Below are 22,401 nucleotides of genomic sequence, written 5' to 3' on the forward strand. Positions count from 1 at the left end.
GGGACAAGCCCGCTCCCACAGGGTGCCGCAAATCAAATGGTCATGCGTTGTTCTATGAGAGCTGGCGGAGCCTGCGAGTGGGCCGCCCCTGCCATCGCAGTGCCAAGGCAGCGTCTGCTCCACCTCGAGCATCACAGGGTCAGGACACCCGTACATCCACAGCATGGCTTGCAACACCCTGGCAGCCACACGCTAGACGATGCCCTTGCAGCACCACGGGAATCCCGTTCATCCGCCGCGTCGGGTGGCCTTCGATGAACGCGAACTCCCCCTTGTGCCTCGGGCAGGTGGCCTTGTCGCCCAGCACAGCCGGCGTCTTGCCCTTGATCGTATGGGACCCTGCCAGCTGGCACGCCACCACACGGCCGCCGCTGCTGGTAGGGTCACCCAGGCAAATAGGATGGCTCATTAGGGCAAACCGTAGTTGAAAGGATCAACACCGCGATTCTTGCAGTTCTTCTCTTTGCGCGCCTCATCTGGTGGGCGGACCATCTGCACCGTCAGGCTGCCGTCCGCACCGGCGTACACCACTGCACTCGTGCCGCCGTCCAGGTAGCTGGCGATGCATGCCAGGTTGATCTGCACCAGGGCGCTGCTGACACCGGTATTGCCCAAGCGGCGGCCGATGTCGTAGCCCTCTTCCACATTGCCGATGTCCAGGCCGTGGCCGTCGGTATTGAGCTCATGCAGGGCGTTGGTCAGGGCGATTTCAGCTTCGAGGTTGTCCGTGGTGTCGTAGAACACCCGCACCGGCTTGTGCCCCTTGGGCAAAGTGTCCAATGCCTCTAGCCAACCGGCTTGCAGGGCCTTGGCCTGGAGCGCAGGTTTTAGGCGCTTGCCGTTTTCATCCTGCATCGGGACTTTGATCGGGCGGTGCAAGTACCCCAACACGGGCGAGGCGTCGAATTCATCGACCTGATGCTGGGTCCAGCGGATTGGTAGCCAGGGAGAGGGCTCGAAATGGCCGGGGCCTCGGTTGCTGATGGTTTTCCAAAGTTCGGGGAGTTTGGAGTGCCAGTAGGCGGTGGACATAAGTGGTGGTATAGGATATTCAACGCCCTTGGCTCGCTCTTTGTCCCGATACCAATATAGGTGCGCTCTATTCTGCTCCCAATAGAAAGCCCACAGCTTTCTCAAATCTGTCTTCTTGCTTTGATTATTTTCCGCTTGACTGATGGCATAAGGGCGGATATAGCGATCTACTCGATCAGATCGCGCAACCAACAAGCCCATCATATTTTCATATACAACAGGCACTCCTGGATCGCTACGCAAATCCGGCGTACCTGGCTTGCGATACATATTGCGCACCACATCACCATCCTTACTAACTATTAGAGCCTCAGGCACCCTAGGATTATCATCAAAAAACTTAAATAACCTCTCAATCATGGCTTGGGCATGCGTAGTATTTTCGTCTCCCTCCCATAGAAACAGTGTGACACCCAACGTAGCCGAATTACGACCAGAGCCAATCAAGTTAGCAGCTCGGTATGCACTGCCATATGGATTAGGCGGAGCCAAGGCAAACACCGGAAGGGGCCAGTAGGCTACTGATTCGCCGGCTGAGCCTTTAAAAGCCAAGATCATTTTTATCTTACTGGAAGATATTCTGGCCGTAATGGAATCACTGTAATCCTTAGGATCGCGCGAGTAAACCGACAGAAAGTTGTCATTTTTATTTTTTATAAATTCCCATATCTTGGTTTGAGCGTCTTTGTGGATCGCAAGCCCAACCCCACGCATTTCCAATGCAAAATTCCGCGTATGCATGGCGTTCTGCTTGATGATTTTGGCTTCAAGCTCATCCTTACTGGTTACAAGCTTGGCTTTTTCGCTCGCCGACGCATTGAGCCACAAATGAATGCTAAAAATTAGAGCGACAACTCCGAAGAAGGATGAAATACCCAAAGCCAACAAGCGCACGGAACTCCGATAAGTCACACCTAACTCCCTACCCTTTCATTCGAATGTAGCAACCTTTGTCAATCAGCCTGCAAATAAGATGGCTCATTAGGGCAAACCGTAGTTGAAAGGATCAACACCGCGATTCTTGCGGTTCTTCTCTTTGCGCGCCTCATCTGGCGGGCGGACCATCTGCACCGTCAGGCTGCCGTCCGCACCGGCGTACACCACTGCACTCGTGCCGCCGTCGAGGTAGCTGGCAATGCATGCCAGGTTGATCTGCACCAGGGCGCTGCTGACACCGGTATTGCCCAGGCGGCGGCCGATGTCGTAGCCCTCTTCCACATTGCCGATGTCCAGCCCATGGCCGTCGGTATTGAGCTCATGCAGGGCGTTGGTCAGGGCGATTTCAGCTTCGAGGTTGTCCGTGGTGTCGTAGAACACCCGCACCGGCTTGTGTCCCTTGGGCAAAGTGTCCAATGCCTCCAGCCAGCCGGCTTGCAGGGCCTTGGCCTGAAGCGCGGGTTTCAGGCGCTTGCCGTTTTCATCCTGCATCGGGACTTTGATCGGGCGGTGCAGATAGCCCAGTACCGGTGAGGCGTCGAACTCATCGACCTGATGCTGGGCCCAGCGGACCGGTAGCCAGGGAGAAGGCTCGAAATGGCCGGGGCCTCGGTTGCTGATGGTTTTCCAGAGTTCGGGAAGCTTAGATTGCCAGTAGGTGGCGGACATTGTCGGTGCAATTGAAAGCTTATTCCCCTTGGAGAGCTCTATTTCTTCATACCACTTGTCGAATGCTCTGCTTTGCTCCCAATAGAAATCCCACAGCTTGCCTAAATCCGTTTTCTTGCTTTGATTGTTCTCGGCTTGATTTATTGAATAGGGGCGGACATAGCGATTGACTCGGTCCGACCGAGCAACCAACAACCCCGTCATGCTCTCATATATTGTCGGCACGACCTGAACATCTTGGAGACCAGGTGTACCGGGCTTGCGATAAAGATCACGTACCACATCACCATCTTCACTCACGATCAACGCCTGCGGAACAGCCGGATTATCCTCAAAAAACTTGAACAGTCGTTCGATCATAATTTGACCATGGCTGGTGTTCTCGTCGTTTTGCCAGATAAATAGCGTGACGCCCAGCGTTGCGGCATTACGACCAGAGTTGATCAGTCCGGCGGCCTCGTCCCCCTTGGCATAAGGAACAGGCGGTCCTAGGGCAAAAACGGGAATTGGCCAATAAGCGACTGATTCACTAGCCGATTGCTTGAATGCTAATCGAACTTTTATTTCACTAGAGATTTCCCTAGAACTTAAAGAGTCTGGATAATCCATTGGATCATCTGAATAGACCGATGTGAAATTTGAATTTTTATCCTGGATAAATTTCCATATTCTAGACTGCGCATCCTGATGAATAGCAAGCCCTACGCCGCGCATTTCGAGAGCATAAGTTTTTGCGGAAGTAGACTCTTGCTCCGATAATGCGGCTAAAAGCTCAGCTCTATGCTTAGCTAGCTTTGCCTTCTCGTTCGCTACCGCATTCCACCACCAGTGGATACTGAAAACCAGAGCAACAATACCGACAATGGATGAGATACCCAGAGCCAATAGGGACGTAACGTTACGATAAGCCACACCAAGCGCCTGCCCTTTCACATAAACCACCATCAGAAGCCCAAGCCAAAGTACAACCATCAGCCCGGACAGCAATAAATAAACTTTAAGCTTAGGTCGCGCTCTAACCGGCAAAAGGTCATCCATCATAGAACAGCCTCACCTTCAGGACTTACGATTAGAGAAGGAGGCACCAGAGATACCAAATCGGAAGATGGGAAAATACCTTTTTGGTAGTACTCACTGCTCGCTTTTACCATTCCTTGGATTTCATCACTCAGTCGCGACCAGCCTGGTAAATTTTCGAGTTTCAAAAACCTTCTCTTATCTATCTTCCAATCCGCAATCGCCACTAACACCTCCCGCAACTCCGGGTCATCCAGGCAATGTGCCTGCCCAATCGCAATATCCATCGCCGTCACCCACCGATGATTTTCCGGGCTACGCAACACGGCCGAGTGGTAACTATTTTTTTCCAGCACATCGAGCTCGACCCTCATCCGTGCTCGGATTTCGTTGGGTGTTTCCTCTCGCAGAATGTCGAAGTAATCCGGTGTGCCCAGCATCCAGTTACCGTATTTGCGCTCTTGCTTGAGGGCGCCGGTCTGGTCGCCAGCTTCCTTGCCTTTGTTCCAGGCAGCGCGGGCTTTTTCCAGGTCGATCCGTGCAGGCACCGAAGCGATCTTCCGCCACTGGAAACGGGCCACCGGATTACCCAGGGCATTGCTGATGCTCACGTCGTCCGGCCTGTCGAGCCCGGACTGTTCAGGTGAGCCGGGTTGCTCCTCACCTCCGAACATGTGCGGTGCATGGGGTGGATTCAGCGGCTCGCCATTGATCAAGCGCTCTTCGCCCACGGCCATGCTCCCCTGGGAGGCAAAGCCCACGAACAGGTTGTTTCCTGGATAGCGGTGCTCACCTTTGGCGCGCAGCTTGTCCGGCCCGGCCGCTTCCCCCACCCGTACCGGCTTGCCATTGCGATGGCGCTTGGTCCACAGCCGCTGGTAGAAGCGCAACGGGTGCAACGCCTGCATCGCGGGCGTTCCATCCGGCAGGGTGTCCGGCACGCCGTAGGTGCCGATGCCCTTTACGTCATCCAGCGCCACGGTGGTGTCTTCCGGGCAGAAATACAGGTACACCTTGCCGCGGTTGTCCCGCTCGGGGAAAACAGTGAGGTTGCCGACCTTGTCCTTGCGTGAACCTTGGGTCGGCGACCAACGGGGGCCGGTGCGGCCGCCGTAGGTCTGGGGATCGCGCAATGCAGACAAGGGCGGTTCGGGGTGAGGCGTGGCGGTGACCGCCTTGACGATACGCAGCAAGGTGGACAGCGTGTCGTGGTGCTTGGGCGTCACGTTCGGCAGCACGCTGTAAGGCGTATCCACCATGATCAACGTGTCCGCGCAACGCTGGCCTTTGTCCACCAGCATCGCCTGGGCCAGCAGGGTGATCAGGGTCCCCTGGCTATGCCCGATGATGGTGATGGTCTCGTCGGGCGATACACGGCGGATCTCGCTGACGAGCATGGCCAGACGGGTGGCGGCCAGCACGAAATAACGACGATGAGGGCCCCTGCCCATGAACAAGGTATTGGGCAAGGCAAGTTGCGCCCCTTGACGCTTGAAGGCACCGAACCCCTCGCCATACATCTCCAGCAGATTGTTGGTGGCGTTTGCGAAGAAGCCGCCGCCCTTGGCGAAATGCCTGTCCAGCCGGTTTTCGAACACGTCCTGGTACTGATCACGCAGCTTGACGGGATTATCTTCCTTGTCCCGTTTTATCTCCTCCGGTGCAGCGCGATATCCCCAGTAGAACGGGATCATCAGGCTACGGGTCTTGGGGTCGTCCGTGTCGCGCTTGTAGAGATACGTATCGGGATCGTCGAGCGCGGTCCTGTCATCGTTATTGCGCTCCTCGGGAGCGCGCTTCATGGCCTTTTGGTAAACGGTCCCATACCGCCCCGCCTTCAGATCCGGCCGATCCAGACGCTCGTTGACGCCCTGACACAACCCCTCTTCCACCGCCTCGTACGAAGCCCCAGGGTCGTTCACCCCGTGCAGGAAGATCACCACCCCCGGCAGGTCGGCGGGCACCTCCAGGCTGCGATCGGTATTCGCGTTGGGGATCAGGCGGGTCTTGCACCCCGCTACGACACAGTGCTCGGACCCCTTCATTGCGCGCCTCCTTTCGAGCCGTTGTCACGCAGGGCAGCCACCTGGGCCTGGTGCATCTGGTCGCGCTCGACGCGCTCGGTCCGGCCGCTGGCGTCGGTACGGCCCTGCACGGTGCTGCCGTCCTCCAGCGTGATCCGGTAGGCGTGGCTGGCTGCCAGGCGGACACTGTCCTCGGCATGCCCCGCGTAGTGGAACAGCAAGCGCTGGGCCGCCGGGTCGCGGCTGAAGACCGGGGCTTGGGCAGCGTCGGTGCCAGGGCCGGTCCAGTCATGCTCGCTGGCCTTCACCGTGACCTTGCCCTGGGTACCGATCTCGATGCCGCCCCCGATCTTGATGTAGCTGCCGTCATCGGCCACCAGGCGGATGGTGGGCGCGGTGACCACGGCCTCGCCTTCAACAGCCGAGAAGCGCAGGTCCTTTTGCGCATTGAGGGCGATGTCGTCGTCCTGGGCCTGGACCTGCACCTTGCCGCGGTTGGCAATGGCGCTGATGCCGCCGTCCTGAGCGAAGGCGCTGATTCCCTGGCCGGCCTGCAGGCGCATGGCACTACCACTGGTGAGCTGCAGGTTGTCCTGGGCAGTGGTGTCATGGTTTCCGCCGGCGTAGTGCAGCTGCGAACGCGGGGTCGCGCTGGCGATCCCCGCCTCGCCAGCCAACGCCAACAACGGATCGCCCGTCGCGTCGCTGTCCGCAGCCGGCCATTGCGCCAGGGCCTGGCGCACGGCATCGCTCCCTTGGCTGTCCGCCGCCTCGCCACCGCGCGCCGCAGCAGTCTGGCCCAAGGCCCTGAACAGCTCGCCACAGTCGGCCAGCAGCTGCAGCAGCTCCTGGCGGTCCAGTTGCGCCCCCGTGGCGTCGCGGCGCGCATAGGTAGTCAGCAGCATGCCTTGGGCGGCACGCAGGGCGATGGCGGCATCGGTGCGCAACTCGGCGCCGCTGCCACGGGGCTGGGCACGCCCGTCGGTGCGCGGCGTGGTGAGCTTGCCCAGGTTCAGCGCGGTGGCCTGGTGGGTACTGGCCAGGCGGGTGCGCACTGCGCCCGACGTGTCATCGAAGAGCAACTCGTTGAAGCCGCGCCCCTTGTGCTCCTGAGTCCGGATACCCGACAACGCCCGGTTGCCCGGCAGGCCAACGGCCTTGCTGAAGCGCGGCGGAACCTGCTCGGCGTTGTACAGCGCCGCCGTGATCACTGGCCGATCGATATCACCGGCCATGAACGAAACCAGCACCTCCTGGCCGATGCGTGGCACGAACTGGTGGCCGAAACCACTGCCGGCGCTGGGCATCGCCACCCTCAGCCAGGTGGTACCCTCCGGCAGGCTGTCACCTCGCTGCCAGGGAAAGCGGACCTGGACCCGCGCCAGTTCATCGGTGAACACCTCTTCACCCTCCGGGCCCACCACGATGGCGCTGAGCGGCCCGTTGATGGTGGGGCGCGGCACGCTGAGCGGGGGGCGGTAAGGGATCTTCTTGCGGATACAGACGAAATCGTTGTCGTAGTCGGCAGGCTGGTCCGACAGGTAATTGTTACAGCCGCGATGCGTCACCGACAGCAACAGGAACTCGCGCTCGGCCTGCGCCTCGCGGTCGTGGTCGAAATGCCCGGTCAGCTCGAAGGTGTAGCCCGGGCGCATGGCCCGGCAGGTGCTGCTGCCGCGAAAGGTCTTGGCCTGGGCTTCGATGGCCTCCAGGCGGTTGCGCACCAGCAGGTTGCCTTCGTCCACGGTGCGGTGGCTGCGGGCGCCCAGGAACTCATAGACCTCGTAACTCCCGCAGTCACCCTGCTCGTTCAAGGTGTCCATCTGGATAGGCAGCCGATTGCGAGGTTGCTTGTAGTCGAAGGTCTGCAGGGCCATCCTGCCCGGCTGCAGTTCACGTTGGCTGCGCCATTGGGTGATCGAATCGGTGGACTCGGTGACGCAGGCACTGTGGTAACGGACCTGCGGTTGCTCGGCCAGCGGCCCCAGCATCTGGGAGCAATCGGTGATGATCAGGGTATGGTCGTCGGCGGTATGCTCGAAGTAGAAGACCAGCCCCTCCTGCTCCATCAGGCGCATCACGAAGGCAAGGTCCGTTTCACGGTATTGGGTGAGGTAACTGTGGGGCTTGAGGGCGTGATACAGGCGAAACTCGAAGCGTGCCAAAGCCCCGTAGTGGGCCAGGACCGTGCCGATCACCGTTTCCACGGTTTGGCCCTGGAAGATGCGCGAGTCGATGCGCCGCGTCAGCATCCACAACCAGGGCTGCAACTTCGCCTGGTAATAGGCCAGCCCACCATCGCTCCGTTGCAGGCTGAACATCGTGATATGGCCATGGATATAACGGGTGCCGCCGCCCGCCAGTGCTATTTCCAACTTCGCCGGCTGGCCGATCAGCGACTTGACTTCGATGCAGGCGTCCTGGCTGAGCAACCACAACTCGAAACCGGACAGCGTGCACAGCCCTTCGTTGCCGCTGAAGCGCTCGAGCAGCAAGGCCTGCTCGCCAGCGAGGGGCGTGGTCAGTTTGATCAGGCGGCAGTGTTGAGGCGAAAACGCCCGTTCTAAGTCCATTTGCACTTTACTCTACTCGACCGTGAAAGAGGCAATGAAAGTGCCCTCTATTTTTACACGCGAATATCCAAGCGCAACCAACTTATATTTCATTTCAAAGAATTAATAAAACCAGGAAAGTTCCTACAAATAAAAAACCCCACACACAAGAAACAGCCAAAAGTTAAACACCAAGAAAACTTTTGACAACAAATCAGCAAAAAACAAACAATTGAACAGTTGACCTATTCCACCAGACAATGCTGAGCCGACCGCATTAAGCATTGGCCAGCGCCGGAAGACTTGGTTAAGGTCTGCCCATCCCGCTTCCACCAGGCCGTACCATGGACATCAAGCAGCTCAAGTTCCTCATCGCCCTCGACCAGACCCGCCATTTCGGCCAGGCCGCGGCGCTGTGCCATATCACCCAGCCGACCCTGTCCATGCGCCTGCGCAACCTGGAGGACGAACTGGACCTGGTGCTGGTCAAGCGTGGCCAGCGCTTCGAAGGCTTCACCGAGGCCGGCGAGCGCATCCTGGCCTGGGCCCGCACCTTGCTCGCCGCCCACGATGGGTTGCAGGCCGAGGCCGCCAGCTGCCGCGGCCAGGTGGTCGGCAGCCTGCGCCTGGGCACCGTGCCGCTGGCCAGCTTCAACCCTATGCAGCTGTTGCTGCCGCTGCGCGAAAAGTTTCCGGAGCTGCACTTTCAACTCAGTTCGCTGAGCTCCGAGCAGATCATCGATGGGCTGAGCCGCAACCAGCTGGACCTTGGCATCTGCTACCTGGACCAGGTCAATGCCAGCTTCTTCGAAGTGATCGAGCTGGGCACCACCACCATGGGCCTGCTGCACGACACCCGCTACTTCGACTTCGACACACCCGAGCTGCGCTGGGAGGCCTTGGCCAACCTGCCCCTGGGCCTGCTGAGCGAAGGCATGCACTACCGCCAGTCGTTGGACCTGAGCCTGCGTAGCCGCGGCCTGGAACCGGCCGCGGTGCTGGAGAGCGACTCCACCTTCCAGCTGATCCAGGCCATCAATACCGGCATGTGCTGCGCCGTCATGCCATTGGATTGTGGGCTGGAGGAGCTGTCCGAGCACATGCGCATCCTGCCGATCGCCGATGCCAGCATCCACAGCCCGGTGGGGCTGCTGTTGCGTCGCAGCGAGCCACGCTCGGCGATTGCCGAGCAATGTTTCGCCGAAGCCAAGGCGTTGTTCACTGCCACGCCCTGAGGCCTGTGTCCGGGGAGCGCTTCGCGCTCCTTTCGCGGCAAGGCCGCTCCAGAGCCAGCGCGAGACCTGTAGGAGCGGCCTTGTGCCGCGAAAGGGCTGCGCAGCAGCCCCTGTCCATCAATGCCGGGCCAACACCGCCTCTACAGCACCCCCCGAAGGTTCCTCGTCGATCTGCGCCATGCTCAGCCGCGACGTCTCGCGCAACATCAACGAACACACCGCCACCAACCCCAGCGCCCCGGCTCCATACAACGCCACACCCAACGGGTCGTGGTCGGTAAGGATCAGAATGGCCGTAGCGATACTCGAGGCCGTGCCGCCGCCCAGCGCCGCACCGATCTGGTAGCTGGCAGAGATCCCTGAGTAACGCATGCTGCGCGGGAACTGCTCGCCGAGGAACGCCGGGATCGGCCCCTGGGTCGCCCCCATCAGCAGGCCGGTCAGGCTGTAGGCGAACAGGGCGATGGCGAAGCTCTGCATGCCCACCAGGGCGAAGAAGGCGAACAGCCCCAGGGCCATGACCAATGCGCCGAACACCATCACCGTGCGCCGGCCCAGGCGATCGGACAGGTAGCCGAACAAAGGCGCCGACAGCACGATGGCGATCGACAGGGTCAGGTCGAACATCAACGCCTGGGTGCTGCCGTAGCCCACCTGGGTGGCGTAGGTCAGGAAGAATGTGCTGCCGATATAGGCGATGGTGCAGTAACCGAAGGCGATGCCGGTGCACAGCAGCAATTGCCGTGGCCGTTGGCGCAGCGCCTCGGCCAGAGGGGCACGTACCGGCTTGGCGGCAGGTGCCGCCAGCGGCGCCGGGGCCCTGAGGCGGGCATACAGGCCGATCAGCACCAGGGTGCCACCGAGCCAGAACGGGATGCGCCAGGCGAAGTCCACCAGGTTGTCGTCGAAGGCCGCGCTGACGATGGCGAACACCGCAGCGCCAAGGATGCCGCCGACGCCGATGCCCATGCTCGTGAAGCTGCCCCACAGCCCTCGCCTACCTGGTGGTGCCGACTCGATGCCGAACAGCGCGGCACCACCCCACTCGCCGCCTGCGGCAAAACCCTGGACCAGGCGCAGCAGCACCAGCAGGACCGGCGCCATCACGCCGATGCTGGCGTGGCTGGGCAGGCAGCCGATGAGGAAGGTGCTCAGGCCCATGAGCAGCAAGGTCGCCACCAGCACCTTCTGGCGGCCGATGCGGTCACCGAAGTGGCCGAAGACCAGCCCACCCAGGGGGCGTGCGAAAAAGCCGGCACCGAAGGCGCTGAAGGCCACCAGGGTCGCGGTCAGGTGGTCCATCTGCGGGAAGAACACCTGGGGAAACACCAGCGCCGCCGCCGTGCCATAGATGATGAAGTCATAGAATTCCAGCGCAGTGCCCAGGCCGGAGACGCAGAAGGTCCGCAACGCAGACCGGGATGACGCAGGGTGGGAATGTTCCGCATGCATTGTTGTTGTTCTCGTTTTGCGGGTGCCGCCCCCACGACAGGCAGCGGCACCGGGTTGGCTCAGAAACGTTCGAAGCCGGCCTTGGCCAGTTGCAGCGGCGTGCCCGCCACGTAGTCCAGGAAGCAGTGCTCGGTATCGATACCGACGCTGAGCAGCGTTTCCCAGCGTTCGGTATCCGGCATGGCCATGTCCGGGTGGAAGCAGATCGGCGCGCTGTCGCCTTCGGCGCCACACATGGCCTCGGCGCGAGCGCGCAGGTCACTGCTGCCCATCTGGCCGATCACCTGTTCCAGGTGGCCCAGGCGGCATTGGGTGTCGGCGCGGTCGGCCACGTGCTCGCCCAGGCTCAATTGCGGGTCGAGGAAGTGGTTGGTGTGCAGCAGCCAGCCGTCCTCGCGTGGCAGCACCAGCGCGGTACGCTCGGGGCTCAGCTCGATGCTCACCGCGCGTGGGCTGCAGTCCTCGCGGGAGAACACGGTCAGTACGGTCGAGGCACTGACCCGCGCCGAACGCGCCAGCTCCACGGCTTCCTCGACGCTGCTCGCGTCCTCCAGCAGGCGCCGGGCAATGGCATGCACCGGCACCCCGCCGCTGTCGTTGTCGCTGGTGTGGTGCAGAATGTTGAAGTGCAGGCCCAGACCTGCGCTGTTCACGCCCAGCTTGGCCAGCATGCCGAATTCGCAGAACAGCTTGACCTGCATGCCACGCTCGGTGTGCAGGCCCAGCATCAGGCCATGAGGGCAGAGGCTGTCGTGCCAGTCCCAGGTCTGCAGGGTCTGCGGTGCCCGCGGACCGTGAGGTGCGTGCACGGTGGTGGAACATTCGCTGTGGCGGGTGCGAGCGGCCAGCACCTCGGTGCGTGCGTTCAAGCTCGCCAGTTGCCACAGCGCAAGGTCCGCTCCCCTGGCCATGCCGACCACTTCCGACGCCAGGTTCGGGCTCCAGGCTTCCAGGGCTGCCAGGCTGTTCTCGCCGATGCGCTGGGCCTCGCGCAGCGACACGCCGACCCGAGGGAAGAAGTCCAGGTACAGCTGGGTGGTCTGGCGGATCTGCTCGGCGAAACGTTCGCCGATCTGGCGACCGCGCTCGGCGGGGTTGCGGATGTCGGTGACGAGGGTGTGGATCTTCACTGCGGGGGAACTCCTGGTACAGCGGGCTCAAGGCATCGTTGCTGTTTGGGAAAGAGTGGAATGCCTGCTCAGGCGACCACCCTTAGCCTAGCGAGCCGCCTCCCGCCGATCATCGTCACACCCCGCACAACTTTTGTGCCCAGGCGGAAAAACTCAGCCCCGCTCAGCCGCCTCCAGGCCCTGCCCCCGCAGGTGTTCGTGCAGCAAGGCGATGAAAGCCTGCACTTTGCGCGTGTTGCGCCGGTGCGGCAGGTACAGCACATGCACCCAGGGCCCGAACGCGCTCAAGGCCCGCCAGTAGTCGGGCAGCACTTCCACCAGTTGGCCCTTGGCCAGGTAGGGGGCGGCGCACCAAGTGGGCACGAACTGCAGGCCCTGGCCATCGAGCAGGCAGGCCAGCAGGAAGTCGAAGTTGTCGCTGACCAACTTGGGCGTGGGCTGGCGCACGCGCAGGGTCTGGCCGCCCTGCTCGATCCACCAGTAGCTGCGGTTGAGCAACGGGTGACGCAGCAGCAGCCAGTCGTGCTGGGCGTAGTTCTCCAGGGTGATCGAGTCGCCCCGCCGGGCCAGGTAGTCGGGGCTGGCACAGAGGATCACGCGGTTCTCGATCAGCGGCTGGGCGATCAGTTCAGGCTGGTCGGTGGGGCCGTCGCGCAGCGACAGGTCGTAGCCGCCGTCGATCAGGTCTTCATTGGCATCGTTGAGGTTCACCTCCAGGCGCACCTGCGGGTGTTCGCGCATGAACCGGCAGCATACCTGGTTGAGAAACGCCGGGCCGAACGACGGCGGCGCGGTGATGCGCAAGGTGCCCCGCAGCGCGTGCTGCAGCTGTTCCACTTCCTCGGTCACCAGCTGCAGGTGCATCAATGCCTGGCGCGCGCCTTCCAGGTACAGGGTGCCGGCTTCGGTGAGCGCCATGCGCCGGGTGGTGCGCTCGAACAGGCGCACGCCCAGTTCGGTTTCCAGGTGGGCGACGGCCTTGGTGATGGCCGAGGGGGTCTTGCCCAACTGCTCGGCGGCACGGCTGAAACTGCCGTGCTCGGCGGCGGCGACGAAAATGGTCAGGGCCGTCATTTTGTCCATGGTTTCTTCCTGTTCGGCACAAGCGAGGCAATGCGAAGGCGCGGCGAGTATCTGCGCCTTTTCATCAAACCGGCAAATGCCGCGCGATTTGAATAGGCACCGGCAGGCCCGGGCTTTGCACCACGGCAATCATAGGCGACGGATTATTTCCCCAGCGCGAAAAAAGTTGTGCCTGTCGTCGCATTTAATCGCCCTTGCGCCTTGGCTAGGCTGCGGCCCCATCACAACAAGAACGAGGCATCGAATGAAGCAGCTCCTGAAGATGGCGATCAGCGCCGGCCTGGCCTGCACCGCCCTGCCGGGCTTCGCGGCGGTCGACCTGATCCTGCACAACGCCAAGGTCTATACCGCCGAGCCAGGCCAGCCGTTGCAGCAGGCCGTGGCAGTCGAGGGCCAGAAGATCGTCGCGGTGGGTTCCGACCAGGCCGTGCTGCGCCTGAAGGTCAGTGGCACGCAGGTGATCGACCTGGGCGGCAAGGTGCTGATGCCAGGCATGCTCGACTCCCACTCCCATGCGATCAAGGGCGGCCTGCAGTTGGAGCTGGCCAACCTGGCCGGCGAGCAGCTGCCCCTCGACGAGCTGGAGCAGCGCCTGCGCCAGTGGCGCCAGGATGGCAAGGCGGTGCGTGGCGAATTCCTCTCCGTCGGTGGCGTGCCGGGCACTTACTGGGACGACATCCCGGCCCTGGAGCAACGCTTCAACCATGGCGAATGGGCCAGGCAGCCGATCCTCCTGGCGGCCAACGACATGCATACCGGCTGGGCCAACCAGGCCATGCTCGAGCGCGCCGGGATCGATGCCAAGACCATCGCGGCGCTGCCTGCCGAGGCACGCAACACCATCGGCCAGCACCAGGACGGTACCCCGAACGGGTTTCTCGCCGATGCCAGCTACTACCCGGTGACCGACCTGCTGCCACCGCTGAGCCACGACACCTTGATGACCGCCGGGCGCATGGCCCTGGACTACAACAAGCAGCTGGGCATCACCGGCTGGATGGACCCACTGGCCAACGAACTGCCAGGGGCCGACGTCAAGAACAATTCGCTGGGCGTGCTGCCGGTCTACAAGGCCCTTTCCGAGCGCGGCGAGCTGACCGCCCACGTCGCCGCCCTGCTGATGGCCGACTCCAAGGCGCGCCCTGCCGACCTGGACGAGCTGGACAAGGTGCGCCAGCAGTTCCTCGGCGTGGAAAACCTCACCCTGCCGGGCATCAAGGTGTTCGCCGACGGCGTTGCCGAGGCCCCGGCACAGACCGCAGCCATGCTCGAACCTTACAAGAACTCCGGGCAGAACGGCGAACTGCTGCTGGACCCGAAACACTTCGGCGAGCTGGTCAGCGCCGCCGATGCCCGCGGCTGGCTGGTGCACGTGCACGCTATCGGCGACCGCGCCGTGCGCGAGGCGCTCAACGGCGTGGAGCAGGCTCGGCGCGAGCGCCACAGCGGCATCCCTCACTCCATCACCCACCTGCAGATGGTCAACCCGAAGGAGTACGCCCGCTTCAAGGGCCTGGACGTGATCGCTTCGATGCAGCTGTACTGGGCCAGCGCCGACGAGAACAACCTCGACCTGGTCAAGCCGTATGTCGACGCCATCGCCTTCATGCATACCTTCCCGGCCCGGTCGCTGTTGAAGAATGGAGCGACCATCGCCGGGGCCAGCGATTGGCCGATCACCACGCCGGAGCCGTGGAAGGCGATCTACCAGGCGGTCAGCCGCAAGGGCCCCAAGGGTGTGCTCAATGCCGAGGAGGCCATCGACCGGGAAACCATGTTCCAGGCCTACACCCTCAATGCCGCGCGGGCCATGCGCCTGGAACAGCAGGTCGGCTCGCTCAAGGTCGGCAAGCAGGCGGACATGATCGTCCTCGACCGCGACGTGCTCACCGTCGAGCCTGAAGCACTGCGTGACACCCAGGTGCTGCAGACCTGGTTTGCCGGCAAGCAGATCTACCAGCGCTGATCGCGTCCGACCGTCCTACAGCGCTGGCCTTTTCGCGGGTAAACCCGCTCCCACAAGCACGACACAGATCCCTGTGGGAGCGGGTTAACCCGCGAAAGCCACACCCCGCTTCACCGTACACAACAACAATAAATGGAAAGCCTCGAATGACCCCACGCACCCTCATCGCGGGCGGCCTGCTGGCCTGCGCTCCGTTGGCCCATGCCATCGACCTCGACGACGACTTCAGCCTCGAGGCCAAGGTCGGCATCTTCAGCGACTACCGCACCCGCGGCATCTCCCAGACCCAGAACGATCCGGCCCTGCAAGGCTCGCTGACCCTCGCCCACAGCAGCGGCCTGTACGCCGGGGTCTGGAGCTCCAACGTCGACTTCGGCTTCGGCAGCCGCACCCGCCAGGAGCTGGACTACTACGCCGGCTACTTCTGGCAGATCAGCGACGATGTCACCCTCGACACCTCGTACATCAAGTATGTCTACCCGCGCCAGGGCAACTTCAACTATGGCGAGTATCATGCTGAACTGCGTGCCTGGGGTGTGCTGCTGGGCGGCAACTACTCGGACGACTTCAATGGCGACCAGTCGATGCTCTACAACTATGTCGGCTATGGCACCCTGCTGCCCCATGACATCGGCCTGGAAGTGCGCTATGGGCGCAACGACTACAAGGACCCGAGCTGGTTCGCCAACGACGGCAGCAGCCGCAACGCCTACCACGAATGGGAAGTGGAACTGAGCCGCACGATGCTGTCGCTGGACTGGTCGCTCAGCTACATCGACACCAACCTGTCCCAGGCAGAATGTGCCAGCTACCTGGGCTTCAAGGACGTCTGCTCGGCCACGCTGGTTGCCTCGGTCAGCAAAGGTTTCTGATCGATAGCACCTGGGGTGGCTATACCGCGAAAGGGCTGCACAGCAGCCCCAATCAAGCCTGATGTGGCTCACCTGGCGCCTTGAGCGAAAACCGACACACCGCCCCACCACGCAACATGCACTCCTGATGCACCGCCTCCCCCCCGCCCAAGGCCCCGATCAACGCCAGGTCCAGCTCGCACACCACCGGGTGGGCCTTGGCCAGGTGGTGGAACACGCAGTTGTGGGCCACGATCTCAGCCTCGCCGGACGAACGAAAGAACACCTGCGCCTCGTAGCCGGCATTGTTCATGTGCTCGACGATGCGCGCCTCGTCGACCACCTTCTGCTCCATGCCCTCGGCCATCCTGCGCCCCAGGTTGCGCATCAACGCCAACAGCGCGTCCTGGCCGATCAGCCCGGCGACTTCGTCGATCAGCAGGTTGGCCAGCAGCGGATACTGCCGTGGAAACAACTCCCGGGCGTGGTCGGTGAGCTGGTGCAGCTGCTCCGGGCGCCGCCCGGTAGGCCGGGTGGCGCCGCGTTGGACCAGGCCGTCACGCTCCAGCGCCGCCAGGTGCTGGCGCACCGCGGTGCGGGTGACCGCCAGGGCCTGCGACAGCTCGTCGATGCTCATGCCTCCAGGCTGGTAGAGCAACGCGTTGAGCAGGTCCTGCTGGGTACGGCCCAAGCCTTCGAGCATCGGGTTGCCTCCTTGTTCAGAACTTGTCCGGGAACTGCTTGACCAGCGCGCCGGCCAGGGCATCGGCCAAGGCCTGCATGTGCTGGCGCATCATCTGCCAGGTCTGCGCCTCGCCGGCATAGTCACCGGCGGCGAACTGGTCGATCTGCGACAGGTGATGCCCGCCGTGGGCGGTAAGCATCGACAGCAGGGTCTGCTCCGGCAGGTAGGGGTTGGCCTTGGCCAGGAAGGCAGACAACGTCTTGGCATTGCTCGACAGCTCGTTGATGGCCGTTTGCTTGCCGGCCTTGTCCTTGGCCACGGTCGCGTCGCTGTAGTGTTTCACGGCGCCCCAGTGCCCGGCCAGCAGCTTGAGCAACTGGTCGGCGGCGGGCTGGCCGTACAGCGGGGCGATGCTGTTGGCGATGGTGGTGGCATTGCCCACCACCTGCTTGGTGGCGACCTCGGCTTGCTTGTGGTTACCCGCCTGGTTGGCCATGGCGTAGTTCCTGACCCAGAACACATGCTCGACCCAAAGGTCGCGCAGGGCCAGGCGCGTGGTCAGCGCGGCGGAGTCGGTGGTGGGAGAAGCAGCGGGGGCAGAAGTTTGGCTCCAGGCTGGCTGGGCGCACAGGGCCAGCAGCAGCAAGGCGGCGATCTTGAGATTCATGGCAGCACCCTCGGGTGGGATTGGACTGACAAGAATAATTTAAGCATCAAAATATGTTTTTATTAGTGGATGCCTGAGATTCCGATCAATGGTCTTGAGGCTACTTCGCGCCCATCGCCGGCAAGCCGGCTCCCACAGGTCTGGCGATGTCTCTGAAAACAGCGTAGGACTGGTGGGAGCCGGCTTGCCGGCGATGGGGCCGCCTCAGATCCTGAAGCTGCCCACCAGCTGCTTCAAGCGCCCCGCCTGCTGGCTCAGGGCATCGCAATGGCGCAGGGTTTCGTTGAGGTTCTCCACCCCTTGCTGGTTGAGGCTGTTGATCTGGGTGATGTCCAGGTTCAGGCTCTCGACCACCGCGCTCTGCTCCTCGGTGGCGGTGGCCACCGACTGGTTCATGCCATCGATCTCGCCGATGCGCTGGGTCACGCTGGCCAGCCGCTCGCCGGCCTGGTTGGCCACCTGCACGGTCTGCTCGCTGGACACCTGGCTTTCGTTCATGGTGTACACCGCCTCGCGCGAGCCCACCTGCAGGCCGGTGATCATGCGGTGGATCTCCTCGGCCGACTCCTGGGTGCGATGAGCCAGGTTGCGCACCTCGTCGGCCACCACCGCGAATCCACGCCCGGCCTCGCCGGCACGGGCCGCCTCGATGGCGGCGTTGAGCGCCAGCAGGTTGGTCTGCTGGGAGATGCCCTTGATCACGTCGAGGATCTTGCCGATCTCGTCGGTGCTGGCGTTGAGCGCCTCGATCTGCTCGCACGACTCGCTGATCTTCTGCGACAGCGCGGTCATGGCGTTGATCGCATCGTCCACCACCTGGCGGCCATCGTTGGCCTGCTCGCTGGCGCCGCTGGCGTGCTGCGAGGCGTCGGCGGCGTTGCGGGCGATCTCCTGGGTGGCGGCGCCCAGCTGGTTGATCGCCGCGGCGACGCTGTTGGTGCGCATGCTCTGCTCCTCGGAGCCGATGATCGAGGCGTTGGAGGCGTGGACCACCTTCTCCGACAGGTCATGCACCAGGCGGGTGGCCGAGGACACCTCGCTGATCGAGGCGTGAATACGCTCGACGAAGCGGTTGAACGAGGTGGCCAGTTCGCCGAACTCGTCCTTGTGCTGCACCGCCAGGCGGCGAGTCAGGTCGCCTTCGCCTTCGGCGATGTCCTGCATGGCGCGGCCCATGGTGGTCAGCGGGCGCATCAGCACCGGGATCAGCAGGCCCAGCAGGCCGGCGATGGCGGCCACGGCGATGAGCATGGCGATGATCGCCGAGGTGCGGAACTGGCTCAGGCCCGCGTAGGCCTTGTCCTTGTCGATGGACAGGCCGATGTACCACTGGGCCGAGGGCAGGCCCTGCACGGGGGCGAAGGAAATGATGCGGTCCTGGCCGTTCAAGGTGACGTCCTGCATGCCTGGCTCGACCTTCAAGGCGGCATCGGGGTAGATGTCCTTGAGGTTCTTCATCACCTGGTCCTGGTCGGGGCTGACGATCACCTGGCCGTTGCGGTCGGCGAGGAAGGCATGGCCGATGCCGCCGAAGTCCACCGAATTGATCAACCGCACCAGGGTATCCAGGCTCAGGTCGGCGCCTGCCACGCCCAGCAGCTCACCGCTGGCCTTGGCCTTGACCGGCGTGACGATGCTCATCATCAAGCCACCGACGGTGCCCTGGTAAGGCGGGGTCAATACCGTGCCACCGGCATTGGCGGCTTCGCCGTACCAAGGCCGCTTGCGTGGGTCGAAACCTTCAGGCAACTCCACGAATGGCCGCTGGGTGAATACCCCGTCAGCCTGGCCGAGGTAGGTGAAGAGGAAGTTCTGCGTATAGGACGGTTGCTCGACCAGACCGGCGACATGTTCGCCGATGCCCTGCTGAGCGATGTCCTGGGCGAGGTTCTCGAGCATCAGGATGCGCCCGCTCATCCAGTTCTGCACGCTGCTGGCGGTCAAGGCGCCAGCCTGCTGCACGGAAGACTCGATGTTCTGGCGGATGGTGTTGCGCTGCAGGTAGTCGTTGTAGAGGGTGAACAAGGCAAACGCCAATACCACGACGCCGCAGGCACTGAGCAGTACCTTGTGGCGGAATTTCAGGTTCATGTTCCGGACCTTGGATGGATTGTTCTTTTTATCGCACGCCCATGACTCGATGGCGGGACTCTCGCTTCCCTATCGGCTGGCTGTGTATGAATCTTGAACGCTGTAGCGATTTTTCATACAAGCATCCAGCCATTTTTCCTACTCGACACCGTAAAAACAGCCGCGCGTACACTGGCCGGGCCCTTGAACATTTGTAGGGGAATGATCCGAACAATTGATCTTGAAAAAGACCGATAACAAGCATTTCGACGTCTGCCTACCGGCATTGTGCGCCCCCATAATGGCCCCACAACAACAAGAGGAGCCCAGCTCCGCAGAGGCAGACACATGTACAAAGACCACATCGTCAAACCTCGGGCGACCGATAACGTCGCATTCATGGGCGCAATCGCCGTGGCGATCTTCACCCTGGCGCTGTTCACCGGCCTGGGCGAAAGCGGCCTGGCCCGATTGATGGGCCCGATCGTTCTCGACCTGCATGCCCCCTTGCTGCGCGATATCGCAGTGGCGGGCACCCTCACCATCACCCTGGTGCTGAACCTGTTCATCCTCGGCCGCTTCCCTTTGCGTGCCCAGGTCATCACGGTGTGGTGCGAGCTGCTGGTGCTGTTCCTGCTGTTCTTCGATACCTTCAATTTGTCCTACAGTTTCATCGCCAGCAAAGTCGGCTTCATGATCACCCAAGGGGTGTTCACCACCGTCTACGTCTCCACCCTGTCCATCGCCATCGCCTTCGTCCTGGCACTGCTGGGCGCAACGGCTCGGCTGTCCTCCAACGGTTTTGCCATTGCCATCGCCAGCTTCTACACCTCGTTCTTCCGCGGCGTACCACTGCTGATCCAGATCTACCTGATCTACCTGGGCATCCCCCAGCTCGGCTATGTGGTCGGGGCCGTGCCGGCAGGGGTCCTGGCGCTGTCGCTGTGCTATGGCGCCTACATGACCGAGATCTTCCGCGCCGGCATCAGCAGCATTCCACGCGGTCAATGGGAAGCGTCCCGGGCCATCGGCCTGACACCCCTGCAAACCATGACCCGAGTGATCCTGCCGCAGTCCATGCGCCTGATCATCCCGCCAACCGGCAACCAGTTCATCTCCATGCTCAAGGACAGTTCGCTGGTATCGGTGATCGGCGTCTGGGAGCTGATGTTCCTCGCCCGCACCCAGGGGCGTGCCGAGTTCCGTCATCTGGAAATGCTGATCACCGCCGCCGTGCTCTACTGGCTGCTGTCGATCCTCCTGGAAACCGTCCAGGCCCGCCTGGAAAAGCGCTTCGACCGCGCCCACCGCTGAACAAGGAGCCCTTCGATGAACCTGGCCCACACACCCGCGGTTTCGCCAGCGGTGGCGATCCGCGACCTGCAGAAATGGTACGGCGACTTCCATGTGCTCAAGGGTATCGACCTACAGATCGACAGCGGCGAGATCGTGGTCATCTGCGGCCCGTCCGGGTCCGGCAAGTCCACTTTGATTCGTTGCCTTAACCTGCTGGAGGACTTCCAGCAAGGCGAGGTGCTCATCGCCGGCAATGCCCTGACCCGCAGCGCCACGAGCGTGGCCGCCATTCGCCGCCAGGTCGGCATGGTGTTCCAGCAGTTCAACCTGTTCCCACACCTGACCGTACTGGAGAACCTCATGCTCGGCCCACGCCTGGTCAGCCGGCTCAGCGAGGCCAAGGCACGCGAACTGGCCTACGAATACCTCGACCGGGTGCGCATCAAGAGCCAAGCCGACAAGTTTCCCGGCCAGCTCTCCGGCGGCCAGCAGCAACGGGTGGCCATCGCCCGTGCGCTGTGCATGCGCCCCCGCATCATGCTGTTCGACGAACCGACCTCGGCACTCGACCCGGAAATGGTCAAGGAAGTGCTCGACGTGATGGGCGAGCTGGCCCAGGACGGCATCACCATGCTGTGCGTGACCCATGAGATGGGCTTCGCCCGCAAGGTGGCGGACCGGATCATCTTCATGGACCAGGGTCGCATCATCGAACAGGCCGAGCCCCAGGCCTTCTTCGACAACCCGCGGCATGAACGCGCCCGGGAATTCCTTTCGCAAATCCTCAGCCACTGACATCCGACAACAACAACCGTGTAACCGGAGACCTACCGATGACCTCAGTCGCTCGTCTATTCGCTGCCGCCGCTGTCGCCGGCGCCCTGTCGATCACCACCTGCGCGGCCTGGGCCGGCGCGACCCTGGAACGTATCCAGCAAAGCAAGGTGCTGAAGGTGGCCACCGCTGCCAACTGGCCGCCCCAGTCGTTCCTCGACGCGGACAACACCCTCAAAGGTTTCGACATCGACGTGGCCAACGAAATCGGCCGCCGCCTGGGCAGCCAGGTGACCTTCGTCACACCGGAGTACGGCATCATCACCGCCGGGCACTGGTCCAGCCGCTGGGACCTGTCGGTCGGCTCCATGACACCGACCACCGAGCGTAGCCGGGTCCTGGACTTCCCGGCCATCTACTACTACACGCCCTATGTGTTCGCGGTGCACAAGGATGCCGCCGGCACCAAGGCCGCCGACCTCAACGGCAAGGTCATCGGCGTCGAGGCCGGCACCACCTCCGAGGACTACATCAACCGTCGGCTGAAGATAGACGCCCAGGACGTGCCGCCCTTCAGCTATGACGTGCAACCGGGTGACGTGCAGACCTACGGCGACAGCATGGGCCCGCTGGACGACCTGCGCATCGGCAACGGCACCCGCCTGGACGCCACCCTCTCGGCCTTGCCGACCATCATGGGGGCGATCAAGCACGGCTATCCCATCGTGCCGGTGGAAGGCAAGCCGGCCTACTACGAACCCCTGGCCATCGCCGTGGACAAGGGCGACGAAGCCTTCAGCGCCGAGCTCGCCAAGATCGTCGCCGGCATGAAGGCCGACGGCACGCTCAAGCAGTTGTCCGAAAAATGGTACGGCGCCGACCTCACCAAAGTGCAGTAGCCGTCGTAATGCGCCGCCGCGCAGGGAAGCGGCCGGCGAGCGCAGCCCCCAACACCTCGAAAC

17 protein-coding genes and 1 pseudogene are annotated in these 22,401 nt (G+C 62.5%); 6 read left to right on the forward strand and 12 right to left on the reverse strand.

From position 1 onward, the window contains the following. Positions 1–139 precede the first annotated feature (139 nt). The 5 genes from AC1MHZ_RS03960 to AC1MHZ_RS03980 form a co-directional block, all read right to left on the reverse strand. Positions 140–409, reverse strand: coding sequence for a PAAR domain-containing protein (locus AC1MHZ_RS03960; protein ID WP_482966037.1), 270 nt, complete (start codon positions 407–409; stop codon positions 140–142). Then, positions 409–1,944 carry a type VI lipase adapter Tla3 domain-containing protein gene (locus tag AC1MHZ_RS03965; RefSeq protein ID WP_482966038.1) on the reverse strand — a complete coding sequence of 512 codons (1,536 nt, stop codon included), beginning with the start codon at positions 1,942–1,944 and terminating at the stop codon, positions 409–411. Before AC1MHZ_RS03965 ends, AC1MHZ_RS03960 begins: the two co-directional genes overlap by 1 nt. Positions 1,945–2,013: 69 nt before the next feature. Beyond that, on the reverse strand, positions 2,014–3,678 hold the full coding sequence (locus AC1MHZ_RS03970) for a type VI lipase adapter Tla3 domain-containing protein (protein WP_482966039.1): 1,665 nt from the start codon (positions 3,676–3,678) through the stop codon (positions 2,014–2,016). Next, positions 3,675–5,699, reverse strand: coding sequence for a T6SS effector phospholipase Tle3 domain-containing protein (locus AC1MHZ_RS03975; RefSeq protein ID WP_482966040.1), 2,025 nt, complete (start codon positions 5,697–5,699; stop codon positions 3,675–3,677). The genes AC1MHZ_RS03970 and AC1MHZ_RS03975 overlap by 4 nt, the downstream gene beginning before the upstream one ends. After that, a complete protein-coding gene (locus AC1MHZ_RS03980; protein ID WP_482966041.1) occupies positions 5,696–8,251 on the reverse strand; it encodes a type VI secretion system Vgr family protein in 2,556 nt (851 codons plus the stop codon). Before AC1MHZ_RS03980 ends, AC1MHZ_RS03975 begins: the two co-directional genes overlap by 4 nt. 323 nt (positions 8,252–8,574) lie before the next feature. On the opposite strand from AC1MHZ_RS03980, the gene AC1MHZ_RS03985 reads away from it, so the two are divergent. After that, positions 8,575–9,465 carry a LysR family transcriptional regulator gene (locus AC1MHZ_RS03985; protein ID WP_482966042.1) on the forward strand — a complete coding sequence of 297 codons (891 nt, stop codon included), beginning with the start codon at positions 8,575–8,577 and terminating at the stop codon, positions 9,463–9,465. Between the two features lie 117 nt (positions 9,466–9,582). Here AC1MHZ_RS03985 and AC1MHZ_RS03990 read toward each other — a convergent pair whose 3' ends face one another. The 3 genes from AC1MHZ_RS03990 to AC1MHZ_RS04000 all read right to left on the reverse strand — a co-directional run bounded on the left by AC1MHZ_RS03990 (position 9,583) and on the right by AC1MHZ_RS04000 (position 13,130). Next, the gene (locus AC1MHZ_RS03990) at positions 9,583–10,917 is read right to left on the reverse strand and encodes an MFS transporter (RefSeq protein ID WP_324819213.1); all 1,335 of its coding nucleotides are present in this window, start codon (positions 10,915–10,917) and stop codon (positions 9,583–9,585) included. A gap of 59 nt (positions 10,918–10,976) precedes the next feature. Next, on the reverse strand, positions 10,977–12,047 hold the full coding sequence (locus AC1MHZ_RS03995) for a C45 family autoproteolytic acyltransferase/hydrolase (protein ID WP_482966043.1): 1,071 nt from the start codon (positions 12,045–12,047) through the stop codon (positions 10,977–10,979). A 153-nt stretch (positions 12,048–12,200) separates the two neighbouring features. Next, positions 12,201–13,130, reverse strand: a complete 930-nt coding sequence (locus AC1MHZ_RS04000) for a LysR family transcriptional regulator (protein ID WP_480460449.1) — start codon at positions 13,128–13,130, stop codon at positions 12,201–12,203. 244 nt (positions 13,131–13,374) lie between these two features. Here AC1MHZ_RS04000 and AC1MHZ_RS04005 point away from each other — a divergent pair, with 244 nt between their 5' ends. Together AC1MHZ_RS04005 and AC1MHZ_RS04010 are read left to right on the forward strand one after the other, a co-directional pair. Beyond that, the gene (locus tag AC1MHZ_RS04005) at positions 13,375–15,096 is read left to right on the forward strand and encodes an amidohydrolase (RefSeq protein WP_482966044.1); all 1,722 of its coding nucleotides are present in this window, start codon (positions 13,375–13,377) and stop codon (positions 15,094–15,096) included. 146 nt (positions 15,097–15,242) lie between these two features. Next, a complete protein-coding gene (locus AC1MHZ_RS04010) occupies positions 15,243–15,968 on the forward strand; it encodes a TorF family putative porin (protein ID WP_482966045.1) in 726 nt (241 codons plus the stop codon). Positions 15,969–16,020: 52 nt separating this feature from the next. Here AC1MHZ_RS04010 and AC1MHZ_RS04015 read toward each other — a convergent pair whose 3' ends face one another. The 4 genes and pseudogenes from AC1MHZ_RS04015 to AC1MHZ_RS04030 all read right to left on the reverse strand — a co-directional run. Continuing rightward, positions 16,021–16,650, reverse strand: coding sequence for a helix-turn-helix transcriptional regulator (locus AC1MHZ_RS04015; RefSeq protein ID WP_465001337.1), 630 nt, complete (start codon positions 16,648–16,650; stop codon positions 16,021–16,023). Positions 16,651–16,666: 16 nt separating this feature from the next. Further along, positions 16,667–17,299 carry a hypothetical protein gene (locus tag AC1MHZ_RS04020; protein WP_482966046.1) on the reverse strand — a complete coding sequence of 211 codons (633 nt, stop codon included), beginning with the start codon at positions 17,297–17,299 and terminating at the stop codon, positions 16,667–16,669. Positions 17,300–17,503: 204 nt separating this feature from the next. Next, positions 17,504–18,244 (reverse strand): methyl-accepting chemotaxis protein, encoded by a 741-nt coding sequence (locus tag AC1MHZ_RS04025; protein ID WP_439958594.1) that lies wholly within the window; start codon positions 18,242–18,244, stop codon positions 17,504–17,506. Between the two features lie 114 nt (positions 18,245–18,358). Then, positions 18,359–19,390: pseudogene (locus AC1MHZ_RS04030) on the reverse strand (HAMP domain-containing protein); the annotation flags it as partial. Between the two features lie 327 nt (positions 19,391–19,717). Here AC1MHZ_RS04030 and AC1MHZ_RS04035 point away from each other — a divergent pair. Genes AC1MHZ_RS04035 through AC1MHZ_RS04045 form a run of 3 tightly spaced genes read left to right on the forward strand, consistent with a single transcriptional unit; the run spans position 19,718 to position 22,338 of the window. Then, positions 19,718–20,683 carry an amino acid ABC transporter permease gene (locus AC1MHZ_RS04035; RefSeq protein WP_084857999.1) on the forward strand — a complete coding sequence of 322 codons (966 nt, stop codon included), beginning with the start codon at positions 19,718–19,720 and terminating at the stop codon, positions 20,681–20,683. A 15-nt stretch (positions 20,684–20,698) separates the two neighbouring features. Next, positions 20,699–21,460 carry an amino acid ABC transporter ATP-binding protein gene (locus tag AC1MHZ_RS04040; RefSeq protein WP_324815134.1) on the forward strand — a complete coding sequence of 254 codons (762 nt, stop codon included), beginning with the start codon at positions 20,699–20,701 and terminating at the stop codon, positions 21,458–21,460. A gap of 38 nt (positions 21,461–21,498) precedes the next feature. Further along, positions 21,499–22,338, forward strand: a complete 840-nt coding sequence (locus AC1MHZ_RS04045) for a transporter substrate-binding domain-containing protein (protein ID WP_084858001.1) — start codon at positions 21,499–21,501, stop codon at positions 22,336–22,338. The last annotated feature ends 63 nt before the right edge of the window (positions 22,339–22,401 follow it).

It is taken from the genome of Pseudomonas sp. FA-1 (genome assembly GCF_056856075.1).